The 12,855-nt window shown below is 42.3% G+C and carries 7 protein-coding genes; 2 read left to right on the top strand and 5 right to left on the bottom strand.

Going from position 1 to position 12,855, the window contains the following annotated elements:
• Positions 1 to 52: 52 nt before the first annotated feature.
• From IM475_RS12120 to IM475_RS12130, 3 genes are all read right to left on the bottom strand, one after another.
• Positions 53 to 3,847: an AMP-binding protein gene (locus IM475_RS12120; RefSeq protein ID WP_287727716.1), complete on the bottom strand. Its 3,795-nt coding sequence runs from the start codon at positions 3,845 to 3,847 to the stop codon at positions 53 to 55.
• Positions 3,848 to 3,940: 93 nt separating this feature from the next.
• The gene (locus tag IM475_RS12125; protein WP_002776854.1) at positions 3,941 to 4,603 is read right to left on the bottom strand and encodes a nitroreductase family protein; all 663 of its coding nucleotides are present in this window, start codon (positions 4,601 to 4,603) and stop codon (positions 3,941 to 3,943) included.
• Between the two features lie 31 nt (positions 4,604 to 4,634).
• Entirely contained in the window at positions 4,635 to 5,564 is a 930-nt protein-coding gene (locus tag IM475_RS12130; protein WP_103112978.1) for a VOC family protein, read from the bottom strand.
• 623 nt (positions 5,565 to 6,187) lie between these two features.
• On the opposite strand from IM475_RS12130, the gene IM475_RS12135 reads away from it, so the two are divergent.
• Positions 6,188 to 7,630, top strand: a complete 1,443-nt coding sequence (locus IM475_RS12135) for an AAA-like domain-containing protein (protein WP_287727717.1) — start codon at positions 6,188 to 6,190, stop codon at positions 7,628 to 7,630.
• Here the strand turns inward: IM475_RS12135 and IM475_RS12140 are convergent.
• Both IM475_RS12140 and IM475_RS12145 read right to left on the bottom strand, forming a co-directional pair.
• Entirely contained in the window at positions 7,627 to 10,344 is a 2,718-nt protein-coding gene (locus IM475_RS12140) for an AAA-like domain-containing protein (RefSeq protein WP_287727718.1), read from the bottom strand. The two genes, IM475_RS12135 and IM475_RS12140, sit on opposite strands and share 4 nt — an antisense overlap.
• Positions 10,345 to 10,600: 256 nt before the next feature.
• Complete coding sequence (locus tag IM475_RS12145) at positions 10,601 to 11,497, bottom strand: helix-turn-helix domain-containing protein (protein WP_287727719.1); 897 nt, start codon at positions 11,495 to 11,497, stop codon at positions 10,601 to 10,603.
• Between the two features lie 197 nt (positions 11,498 to 11,694).
• On the opposite strand from IM475_RS12145, the gene carA reads away from it, so the two are divergent.
• Positions 11,695 to 12,843, top strand: coding sequence for a glutamine-hydrolyzing carbamoyl-phosphate synthase small subunit (gene carA, locus IM475_RS12150; RefSeq protein WP_287656952.1), 1,149 nt, complete (start codon positions 11,695 to 11,697; stop codon positions 12,841 to 12,843).
• Positions 12,844 to 12,855 lie beyond the last annotated feature (12 nt).

Consider the following 12,855-nt stretch of genomic DNA (forward strand, 5'->3'; position numbering starts at 1 on the left):
CCGAGGTGGGGGATAGGACAAGGGCAATTAGCTATCCTATCCCCACCAGCGATTAACTAAAGAAGGCAGAGATTTCTTCTTCGGATATTTGGGGTAAAACTGCTAAAATTTCGCTTTTTTCTCGATTATTTGTCGATTCAGCCGCCGTATTGCTTTGATTAATCTGGTTAGCTAAATATTCTGCCAAACTATCAATAGTGGGATAATTCCAAACAATGGTGGCTTCGACGGGAATTCCCGACCAATCGGCAAGATCTTGGGCTAATTCCACGGCAAAAATTGAATCTAAGCCAAAATCAGCAAAAGACTGGCTGGTTTGGATAGTGGCTGGATTGACCTTTAATTTCTGGTGTAACCAATTACCTAACCACATTTCCACCTTTTCGGGAGTTTGTTGGCTAAGAAGGGACTTTTTCGGACTAGAGGGGCTATTTATTCCGTCTTGCCGCGTTTGAATAGCAATTTCGACCAGAGAAGTTTCAGCTTGAGGATGAGTCTGTTTAGCTTCTGGTTCCAACGTCAATAACTCGTCGAGTTGATAATCGGAACCCTCTAGACGTTGTTCAATATCATCAATAGATTGAGTATAATCGAGGATACGATCGCGGATAGTCGCCACCGAAGAAGCAAAGTTTTCTTCGGGTGTTCCCCGGAGAGCTTTCTGCACAGATAAATCAAACTGCAATTGACTCCAAGCTAGGGCATGACTGTACTTTTCCCCGGGGTGAATTTGGGACATTTTCGCCGTTGTTGCTACTAAAGCGGCGTAACAACCCAATTCTCCGATTAAAGAATAAGCCCAAGCTAAGGCGGCAGAACGATCACCCCAGAGATTAGACTGGAGACAACGCTGATTAATAGATTGGGCAGTGGTGTGGAGTTGCAGGGCAATCTCGGGCGCTTCCAGAACTTTTGTCAGAAATTCGCCTAATTTGTCCGTATGGGTGATACTTTTGCCCAAAAAGATTTTCAAACTTTCGTTAGGACCTTCGCCAATTCGTAAAACTCTGGCATCCCGGAGAATTTGCGGGGCAAGATTAGTTTCCATGTAACCTCTACCCCCGAGCATCTGAACGAGACTATCGGCCGCTTCCCAGAGGTAATCAGCCCCCGTAATCTTGGCAATAACTGCCATTTCCCTGGGAACGGCAACTTTTTGGTCTAATGCGGTGGTGATACACTTTAAGAGACTGGACAAGGCCACAGTAGCCCCAGTTAAATGGTCAAAACGGGCTAAAGTAATCGGACTTTCTAGCAATTTACCGGTAGCGATCGAACGACGACTGGCATAACGTAACATTAATTGTAAACAGCGTTTCATGCCGCCAACTCCCATCATGCCAATACCTAAACGGGCATAAAGTAAAGCATCGTCGGCGGGTTCAGTGCCATTGCCCAATTCTCCCAGCAATTGCTCTTTAGTGACTAAAACATCCTCAAAATAGATGGCATTTTGCATAATTCCCCGTAATCCCATAGTTAGGGATTCAGGTCCCAAACGCAGACCGGGGGTACCTTGACGGACAAGAAAACCTGTCAAACCGTTATTCCCCGGTTCTTCCGAATCAAGCAAACGGACAAAAACATTAATCATTCCGGCCCAAGCAGAACCATTCCAACGCTTAAGGCCGCGAATTCGCCATTTATCTCGGCCATCCGGCACTGCAACGGTACTAATTGCCCCGATATTCGCTCCTGCTTCCGGTTCCGTCATGCCAAAGGAGGATAATTGTCTTCCTGTCGCTAAAAGAGGTAATAACTCTTGCTTGAGGGAAATAGTCCCGTAGTTGAGCAGCGGACGGATACCTAAGCTGTTATTAAGACTCACCATCGTCGCCAGGGTTAAATCAATGGCGGCTAATTGTTCCATCACCTGCAAAAAATTGCGATTATTAAGGGCTATTCCCCCGTATTCCTCAGGAATCTGCATTCCCATCAGTCCTTGATTGCCAAAATCCATGACAATATAGGGCGGCACACAACGACGGTCATCAATCAGATGGGAATTAATGCGAGTTTTGGCGTAATCTCGCAACCAAGTCAAGATTTGCTCGGTTTTTTCTTGACTAGCGGTTGTGGGGTCAGCTTGGTGACTGCTGAGGGGGGGGGTTAGCGTCGGCATAGGGGATGAAATTAGTGGAAGTTGCTGGTTTAAATACTGTTGACGGCAAGCGTGGCGTTGAATTTTGCCGCTAGAAGTTTTGGACAGAGATGCGGGTTTGATAAAAGCGATATCATAAACTTGCAATTCGTGTTCTTGAAAAACCGCTCGACGAACTGCTTCTAGGGCTTTTTGCTGGTTAAAACGGCGAATTGCCGTTCTTTCTACCTCTTGAACTAGGACTAACTTTTCTTCTGCCTCGATTTCTACGGTAAAGGCGGCAGTTCCACTGGGGCAAAAGTCGGGATAGCATTGTTCTACGGTCTGTTCGATATCCTGGGGATAGTAGTTACCGCCGCGAATAATCATCAGGTCTTTCAAGCGTCCGGTGATGTATAGTTGACCCTGATGAATAAAACCTAAATCCCCTGTACGCAAATAAAAACCCTGTCCGGTATCGGCGATAACTGCTTGAAAAGTTTTTTCTGTAGCTTCGGGATGTTGCCAATAGCCTTGGGCAACGGTTTTGCCTTTCACCCAAATTTCTCCCACCTGCTGGGAGGGACAGCGTTGACAGGTTTCAGGATTAACAATGGCAATTTCTGTGTCGATTTCTGTTTGTCCACAACTGACTAAGGATTGAGAATTTGGGCTTTTTTCCGTAAAAACGATTTGATGACGGTTTAAAGCGGCTTTTTCAACCCAGCAGATTTGAGGAACTTGATTTTTCCTGACAGCAGCAACTTTTAAGGTGGCCTCGGCTAAACCATAACCCGGACAAAAGGCGGCAAACTCAAAACCACAGGGGGCAAATTTACGAGCAAATTCGCTCAAAATTTCCATTCTGACGGTTTCTGCGCCATTTAAAGCCACTTTCCAACTGCTTAAGTCTAAATCCGTCAGCTGCTCCTCTTTAATCTTGTCAAGACAACGTTTATAGGCAAAATTAGGGGCGGCAGTGTGGGTGGCCCTGTATTTGCTGATGGCATTTAACCAACCGAGAGGACGTTGTAAAAAGGAAACCGGGGACATGAGATAACAGGGAAATCCTCGATAAAAGGGCAGTAAAATGCCATAAATTAGCCCCATATCATGAAAAGTTGGCAACCATGTCACCATAACGCTCTTTTCATCGTGTTCCCAACCTAAATCTAAATCTCGGAGGTTGGTCAAAAGATTCTCGTGATTGACCATCACTCCTTTGGGAGTCCCCGTGGAACCAGAGGTGTATTGTAAAAAGGCTAAGGTATCTGCTTTTATCTGAGTGGGGTGGTCTTCGGCTAAACTTTTGCCGATTAAGCTATCCGTAGCTAGAAAGGGAATATCTCTGTCTAGTTGCCTTTTTAATTGGTCTAATTCCGATTGTGTGCTTAAAAGTAAGCTTGCTTGCGAATTATTAATAATAGAAGTTAAGCGAGCCATCTTTTGGTTTTTCTTGGGCAAATTAACTGGAATTGCCACTACTCCTGCTAATAAACAGCCGAAAAACCCAGTAATAAACTCTAATCCCGAAGGGTATGCTAATAAAACTCGTTCCCCCGGTAATAGGATGGATTGGAGACTATTGGCAATCGCTTGCGCTTCTAGAAATAATTCCCCGTAGGTAAGGCGTTTTTCTTCGGTTTCGCCATCGACTAAAAAGGTATAAGCAGTTTTTTGGGGTTGGTATTGGGCGCGATAACGAATAATATCGACTAAACTACTTATTTCTGACAAATTAAGCTTAGTATCTAAACAAAGAGTCATTTTTTTACTCCCCATTATTCAATGGAATCGAAAACAAAGATTTAATCCTCTCGCACCGGGACAAGTTTCTGGTGACGGGGGGCGACGGTCACTCTAGGGGTGATTTGGGCTTAAATTAAAGGTTTCTCCGTAAATTTCGCCATAGCAGAGCTTCTGAGTCCCAAAACGTCCCCCATACTCGCTCAAGGGTTCATCAGCGTATCCCAAGGCTAACAAACAACAGACATCGACCGTATCGGGAATTTGGAAATACTCGCGCAAGGGTTTAGCCACAAATCCTTCTAGGGGACAACTATCCACCCCCAAGCTTTGCGCCGCTATCATGAGATAAGTAACCGCAATCATAACTTGTCGGTTGCTCCAAGCTTCTGGAGACTGATAACAGGGTTTAAATTGGAAAAAAGGCGGAATGGCCATGTGCATGAACTTGGCCCGTTTTTCGGAAATCGTCCCCTCTTGTTTTCCTAACTCAATCACTTGATTAATGTAACCACGATGGTTAACTTGGCGATCGCCACAACAGATTAAAACCACGGGTGCATCGACTAATTTATCTTGTTCAAAGCCGAATTCTCGCAATTTTGCCTTATTTTCTGGTTCTCTAACCACTATAAATCGCCATGGTTGCAAATTATAACTAGAGGGAGCTTGGAATCCTAAACGAAAAATTTCGGCTAAAATTTCTTCGGGAATGGCATCGGTGCGAAATTTACGAGTAGAGCGTCTTTTTTGAAATATTTCAGCAATATTCATCATCTAAACCCTTTTATGAGACGTTTTCAACGGTTTAACCTAAAAAACTTTCGGGAATCGCCGGTCCCCATTGATAGAGAATATCTAACCCACCCGCATGAAGTTCTGGCTCGGTGGTTTGCTCGAAAAGATCCCCATCGGTAAAATGTTCAATGAGGCTACCGAAAGGATCTTGCCAATAGTCAAACACTTGACTTCCCAACAAATGGCGACCAATACCCCACACAGGAGTCCATCCTTTTTCTCGTAACCAATCGTGGCCGATTTTAATAGAGTCAAAATCTTGCACCTCGAAGGCAGTATGATGGACTTTGGGGTGAGAACCTTGCAACATGGCGATGGTGTGATGATCAACCCATTCGTCTCCCCGTTGACAACGAAGAAAACCCCCGACTCGTAAACTGGGATGGCCGTAATAAATTAAATCTGTTGCTTTTAAGCCAAAAGTCTGCTGATACCAGTGATAGCTTTCCTCAAAGTCTTTGACATCAATAGCTAGATGACCTAGACGTAAAATAGGTGCGGGTTCTTTTTTCGGCCTTTGGGTGCGACCTAAACGGGTTTTGCGACTAGCGTGATTCCATTGCAAGGGTTCAGGAATCGGCAAAGGTTCCACTTCCTCGATACCATAGACCAATTCTAGGTTAAAACCGTTGGGGTCAATAATTTTGATGCGCTGACCACCGCCAGGGGTGAACAGGGTTTCCACGGTCGAAGCGGAGGCTAAAGTGGCTAGTTCATGTAAGACAGATTCTGATGTCGCTTCTAGGGCAAAACTGACAAATTTAGCTTCTTTTCCCCATTCTACGACATAGACAAACTGTTTTTTGCCTCTAGCTCGCATATACAAGGCTGTATCGGTTTTAACTGCGGTAATCAGGCCAAAATCCCTCAAAAAACGTTCGCACAGGTCTAAATCCGGATGTTGATAGGTAACGTAGGCAATATCAGCAATTTTAGTCATAGTCGGTCATCCAGTGGAGTTGTCTAATTCGGCACAAAATAGCCAGACAGATATCGGTCAAAGTGCTGCCATAGCAAGGGGAAAAAGACTATTAAGAAAATCTGAACTTTGTTGTGGTTGATTATGGCATTGTGGGTACACCCACAGTCAAAGGCTAATTTTTCTTGCCCTCAATTGCTATCCCAGACTGGAGTTTGAGTAACTTGGGGGTGGAGAAAAACCTTGGGGAACTTCGGGGTTTTGCGGAAAATTTTTTTGAGAGATGTGGTCAAGGTCGTCTAGAAAAATCCGCTATCGTTGCCATAACGGGAAATTCATGTTACTACTTGGAAATACTTGGATGGTCAACAGCCACAACCACCAGGCCCGCCAAATAGGGCTAAGTGGGTAGGTGAAAAAACTCATAAAATAGCCGAGAAACCTTTGTGGAGGATGAATCAAACCTTGCCAGTACCCCTAAAAATCGATTCGCTTGGATTTAGCGCACGCCGTTAAACAGGGGAGCGAAGCTTGCACTCAAAAAGGAGGATAGGAAACTCACTGTTTTAAGTTTAATCCGTAAGCAAATCATTACTTAAATTTTTCAATTACCAGCAAAGTCCTTAATTACTAAACTTGAGATAATGTCTAGAAAAGTTACCTATGGGGATATTCCCAGGCAAAGAACCAAATATCTGCTTAATGCTCTGTTAAAGTTTGCTAACTACGAGGTGGATAATTGTGAAAATCTGGCGATTAAATTTAGCTGGATTAATGAGAAAAAATTGAAAATTCAAGCCGAACTTAATGCTTTAGAAATGCTGACAGAAAAATGTGGTCAAAGGCTGGAGTTATGGCAAATTCGGGATGCTTTGACGGAATATCTTAACGAAAAGTTTTTAGGTATTTTGGAAGATCATCGTCTCAATAATCAAGGGAAAATTCGTACTTTTCAAATTACTTTTTGGCAACGGGGTCATGATATTTTAACTAACCTAAGGAGCTTTGATCAAGAGTGGGCAAACAAAAGTAAACATCAATCTCCCGCAATTGCTGCTATTTTCTCCTCTTTAGATGAGGAAAAACAACAGGATTATCAGACCTATATTAAGGATTATGTAAAACGTCCACCTCTGGAGGAAAATTGTCTCAAAGTTCTTCAGCAAGAACAATCGTTGCTAAGAATTCGCGCACCTCATAATAGTGGCAAAACCCGTTTAGTTAATTGGTTAGTCCATCATCTCAAACAAGATAATTATCAACCAGTTATCATTGATTGTGAGGAGGAAAAAGCCACTATTGCCCTTAGTTGTGAAGACTTGCTGCTGTCGATTTGTCGTACCATTACCCAAGAATTAAAGATTAACGAATCTCTTCTCGATAAATTTTGGTCTCGTCCCGGAACTCCTGCCCACAAAACTCGACGATATTTAGAGGAATATGTTCTCCAACCCAGCGCTAATCCTCTGGTTTTTGTCTTTGAAAAATTTGATACAATTTTGGAAACTGAAACAATCGGTAATGAAATTTGTGGTATTCTCAGAAGTTGGCATGAAAGACGTTCCCAACCTTGGCGGAAACTGCGCTTAATTATTATTCATTCAACGGAATTTTATAGCAACTACGATTTTTATGCCTCTCCCTTAATTGGTGTAGGTTATGTGGCTAGTTTATCGGATTTTAATGCGGAACAAGTTCTCACTTTCGCTCAAGTTAATGGCATTAATTGGACGTTATCAGATGTTCATAAGGTCATGAACTTAGTGGGAGGTAATCCTTATTTAATTAAGTTAATCTTGGTAAAATTGCAAGAAGGGAAGTCTCTAGAAAAGGTTCTAGATGATGCCTTGCAGGGACGAGAGCCATTTCAAAGTCATTTTTTCCTACTGATGAGATATCTGAAAAGTAATGCTAACCTACGGAATATTTTTAGGCAAATTCTTCAGAAAAAAGCTCTGACTCCGGCTCAAATGAAAGGAGAATCGGTTCAATTTTTGGACCGATTGGGACTGATCGACAAAAATTATGATACCCTAGAGGTGCGTTGCAATTTGTATCAAGTATATTTTGACGATTTACTTGATTAGTCTCGTTGAGATTCCAATTGAAACTGAATTGAGTTTTCAAGTTTTGCTTCTAACTTACTCTTAACCCTCACAGTAATTGGTTCTCGATTAGATTCAGATTCATTATCTACAAACCTGAGAGAATTGCCTGAGGTCAAACTGGCCGAAAGATTGAGGTTTTCTAAATGTTCTTGTATCAACTCTAAAGAAATTTTATTCTGGGATTGCAAGGCTCTAATAGCAGCTATAAATGATTGAGCCGCATCATAACTGGTAGCGGTTCGCCAACTAATATCTTCTTTCCATAAAGCTTGAGCATCTCTGACAAAATTTTGGGACTTAATTAGATGGGAAAACCAAGGCACAGCCAAAACTAAATTATTAATAAATTTACCGCTATCAACCAACATTTCATGTTCATACATGGAATGACTCCCTAAAAGAACTAGCTTATTTTTCAGTTCTGGAGTGGTGCTGGTATTTAACTGTTCAAGAGTATGGGATAATTCTACTACCACAGAAGCTGATTCCAAACTGGGAAATAAGACAATTCCTCTAACTTGATCTTGGGAAAATGCTTTTAAAACTTCTGCGTCAATATCTAGGGAAGATGATAAATCAATTACTTTAGTGATTTTACCGCCTTTTTTTTGGAAAGCTTGATGAAACTCTTGAGTAAGTTCTTGGCTATCAATCTGGTTAGAATTATTAAAAATAATTACCTTATCTAGATCATGTTGGCTGGCATAATTAGCTAAAGTTTCACCAATTTTTTCATTGGTGATAACGGTTCTAAAAAAGTATTCACTCTCAATTACATCCGAGGAACTTGTCGAAGAAATTAAAGTAATTTTGGCTCTTTCATAGATAGGTAAAGCTGCTAGGGTGGCTTCACTAGAATAATGTCCAATTACTCCAATAACTTTGGGGTCTTTAACGATTTCTTTGGCGACTATCTTAGCAACTTTTTCGTCATTATTATCATTGGCAATAACGATATTTAAAAATAAATTATTCGCACTTGTCGGTAATTGGCTATTAAATAAATATTGTGCTTGAGCAATCCCTTTCAGGATTTCTTGGGAAATTTCATTTTTTTTGCCACTGGGAATAACCACCGCCAAAGTCACATAATTATCACTTAAATAAGCGATAGCATTATTATAATAAATCAAGGTTTCTGCATCTTCAGGATGAGCAAGATAGGCTTTTTTGAATAACTGTTTAGCTTCCAAATAATTAGCATTTTTAAAAGCCAAAATACCCCGATCTTTATAAAAATTTTCCTGTTTAATAAGTAGCTTTTTTTCGCCTTGGCTAAATAGTTCAGGCTCCTTAGTATAGGGAATTTTATAAAAGTAAGGTAACAGCCATGACTGGTAGAATCCCAACCCAAGTAAACCTGTAACAATGCTAGTAAATATTCCCGCTGCCAACATAAATAAACGAGATTGTTTTTGACGAGTAATGCTCTCAGATGCGGCTAAAAAACGATAATCGATACTATCTAATTCTTTATCTTCTTGCCATTTTTTAGATTCCTCTAACTTTTTACCTGTCAGTAAACAATTTGTATCGGTAAAATTTGAGTCTTCCCACTTAGCAATTTCCGATTGATAAGGACGACTAGCTGCTAATACATTATATAACCATTTTTGATTAAAAATTGCCTGATAAATAGCATTAGCCACTCTAAGATAGCCCTGATTATCGACGATAACTAATCCAGATAGTAATAATTCATCATGTTCTGGTGTGTTACTCGCTTTCACCAATTTACCTTTTAAAAGGTTGGCATAAACCCTTAGTAAATATCCTTGATCAGGATGATAAATAAGTCGCTCTCTTATACTTGATAAAAAAGCAGGTTCATCTTTTTTTTCCCAGTTATCAATAATGTGTTTATAAACAAAATCTCGCATCCAGGCTGATAAGAGAGACCGAGGTATTTGAACTTTAAACTTGGCCATTAAATAACACAATTTTTGAGTTAGAAAAGGTTGACCATTAGTCCAGCTAAAAATTTCTTGTAGAATTTCTTGAGGGGACACACCCAACCCTTCTAGTCCTTGCATCAAGGGTTGACAGTTATCTTCTAACGACAGTCCATTTAATTCAATTGCTTTACCAATATTGAAAGGAGTTCTTTGACTATCCTGAATTAATTGATTGGGGGTAGCCGTGCCAATTAAAACAAATGAAATACGATTAAAATCTGCATTAATAACTCGCTTTTCATGACAAGACCTAATGTAAGCAAAAAAGTCATCAGTAGCAAAAGGTAGTTTTCTAACCACATCAATTTCATCAATAAAGATAACAATACTGGTTGAAATTTTTCTTAATAAAATTTCTTTAATAAATTGTCTAAGTAACCCAACATTAGAAACAGATTGACTGGCGATCCAGGATTCTAAATCCGTCATGTTTAGTTTTAATTGTTCGGCAATTTCAATAATTAAGGAATGATACCAGCTAGATTGATCTACTGATGTCCCCAATTCATTTAAGTCTATACGGGAACAGGCTACTCCTTGGACTTCAATTTGAGTTTGGATGCGTACCGTCAAACTCGACTTGCCCATTTTGCGAGAATTGAAAATATAACAATACTGACTGTTCATCAGAGCTTGGTACAGTTCCAGATCAGCCCTTCTATCCACATAGCTTGGATCGGAAGGAGATAAGGTACTAGAAAACTTATAAACATTCTCGGCGGTTGCGTTTTCTTGCATATTTCGGTATTTTATTGACCAGATAACCAAAACTTGGGTAAGTAATACCAGTTTGAACTACACTAACCCCGGTGATAAATCCAGAAAAAACCGCGCTCACTCATAGCCGATTATTGGTAAGCTAGTTCTGCTCTGAATGAAATTGGCATATTTTCTTCGGGTAAACTCATCTAAGCTGAATTCTCTCAACTGCGCGAGTCCCCACCCTCAGCAACGGGTTCGGGGGAGACTGAAAAGTCTCCTATCCCCTAATTCCCTACTCTAAAGCGTAGATACGACCATCCATGAGCAGACGGGTGATCCCTTTCGCTTCCAGTTGAGCGTGAGCTTTTTCGATCAGGCGACCGTCGGGAACTTTAATCACTTTTTCCTTGCGCTTGGAGAAACGACGAGCGATGCGATGACTTTCAAAGATGGGGAGAGTGCGCTGCTGGATTTCCTGAGGGGGAACCTTACCCAATTCGGCAAAATCCTTGAGGGGACGGGTGATTAATTCGGCAGCACGATCGATCACCAAGTAACAGGTTTTGGGAAAAGCCGCCGCCGATAGGGGTAATATCTGTAATTGGGCTGTTTTAACGATAGTGGGGCCTAAATAGCTCCCCGCTAGTTCCTCCTCCTCCTCATCCTCATCCTCATCCTCATCCTCCTCATCTTCCTCTTCGTCCCAATCCTCGTCAAGCTCATCTTCCTCCTCCTCTTCCTCGATAGCTTCGACGGAAAAATCGGTTAAATTAGCGTTTTCTAGGGGTTTATCGCCATTAATTTCTGTGTCTTCCGAATTATCTGCTTCTGGCGGGTAAGAGGTATCTATTAACAGGGTTAATTGTTCCACAGCGGCGATCGGTTGCTGAAAAGCCGGCTCATCCTTAGCTGCGATGTGGGCTGCCGGAAAACCAATCACCTCGAGCGCTTCTTCCGATAAATCCGCTGCTGCTCCCTCCTCCTCGAGGCCGCGAGGATTGCGGGCCAAGCGTTTTTTCTGGATTAATTGCTCGTATTCCTCGCTAGAAAAGGAATTTTTGAGAAAACGACTGACCGTAGAACTACTCACGCCATAACGCTCGGCTAAGGTGGAAGTGGTGGCCTCCGTTTCCCGATAAAGCTTAAGAATTTCTTTTTTCGTGGCATCAGTCAGTTTTCTTGGACTCATATTACTTATATAGTTATTTTTTAAGCGATAGGATCTTGCCGATGGCTAGTCAGGGGAAGCTGTTGTCCTTGAGCGGATGTACTCTTAATCATAAAACGCTCTAGCCAATTAAAACTAAGCAATTCGTTTTCTAGTCCCTGTTCTAGTCTATCCTTGACTTCTGTTTCTCACCACTACTCAAGATTAAAAAATTGACGATGATATCAAGTGCTGCTAGTCAAAAAGCCTTATTAGTTCTGGCCGATGGTACGGTTTACGAGGGTTATTCCTTCGGGGCCAAGGGAACCACTGTCGGCGAAGTTGTCTTTAACACGGGGATGACCGGTTATCAGGAAGTCCTCACCGATCCCAGTTATGCCGGTCAAATCGTCACTTTTACCTATCCGGAATTGGGAAATACGGGGGTTAACCCCGAGGATGAGGAGTCAATTCGTCCCCAGGTGAAAGGAGCGATCGCCAAAAATATCTGCCACCGGCCCAGTAATTGGCGTTCTAGCCAATCCCTACCGGATTATCTGGCCGCTCATGATGTTATTGGCATCTATGGCATCGATACCCGGTCTTTGACCCGCAAAATTCGCTCGGTTGGGGCGATGAATGGGGCAATTTCTACGGAAATACTCGATTATCACGATTTACTGCGGCTAGTGCAGGCGGCCCCCAGTATGGCGGGGTTAAATCTCGTTAAAGAAGTTACCACCAAGGAAGTGTACGAATGGACGACTCCCACCCCGTCCGCCTGGGAATTTGCGCCAATCGATAGTGATCAAGAACCGTTAACGGTGGTGGCGATCGATTTTGGCATCAAACGCAATATTCTCCGGCGTTTAGCCAGCTACGGTTGTCGGGTGATCGTGGTTCCCGCTGACACTCCCCCGGAAAAAATCGCCGCCTATAATCCCGATGGTATTTTCTTTTCTAACGGACCGGGAGATCCGGCGGCTGTCACCGAAGGGATTGCCCTAGCCAAGCAACTTTTGCAAGGGGAAAAACCCACTTTTGGCATCTGTATGGGTCATCAAATTTTAGGGCTATCCCTGGGAGCAGAAACCTTTAAGCTGAAATTTGGCCATCGCGGGTTAAATCAACCCTGTGGACTGCGGCAACAGGTGGAAATTACCAGTCAGAATCACGGTTTTGCCGTGCAGGAAGCCTCTTTAAATCCGCAAGTGGAGATTACCCATCTCAACCTCAATGATCGCACCGTAGCGGGTTTAAAACACAAGTCTCTGCCCTTTTTCTCGGTACAATACCACCCCGAGGCCAGTCCCGGCCCCCACGATGCCGATTATCTGTTTGGCCAATTTGTCGATTTAATGCGGGAAGCAAAAAAGGGTCGGTCGTAAATTTTTAGGATA

The organism is Microcystis sp. M061S2 (assembly GCF_020245605.1).
Lineage (GTDB): Bacteria > Cyanobacteriota > Cyanobacteriia > Cyanobacteriales > Microcystaceae > Microcystis.

Coding starts and splice junctions, on each gene's coding strand:
- IM475_RS12120 (WP_287727716.1), bottom strand. CDS start 3,847: ATGACTCTTTGTTTAGATACTAAGCTTAATTTGTCAGAAATAAGTAGT.
- IM475_RS12125 (WP_002776854.1), bottom strand. CDS start 4,603: ATGATGAATATTGCTGAAATATTTCAAAAAAGACGCTCTACTCGTAAA.
- IM475_RS12130 (WP_103112978.1), bottom strand. CDS start 5,564: ATGACTAAAATTGCTGATATTGCCTACGTTACCTATCAACATCCGGAT.
- IM475_RS12135 (WP_287727717.1), top strand. CDS start 6,188: ATGTCTAGAAAAGTTACCTATGGGGATATTCCCAGGCAAAGAACCAAA.
- IM475_RS12140 (WP_287727718.1), bottom strand. CDS start 10,344: ATGCAAGAAAACGCAACCGCCGAGAATGTTTATAAGTTTTCTAGTACC.
- IM475_RS12145 (WP_287727719.1), bottom strand. CDS start 11,497: ATGAGTCCAAGAAAACTGACTGATGCCACGAAAAAAGAAATTCTTAAG.
- carA (WP_287656952.1), top strand. CDS start 11,695: ATGATATCAAGTGCTGCTAGTCAAAAAGCCTTATTAGTTCTGGCCGAT.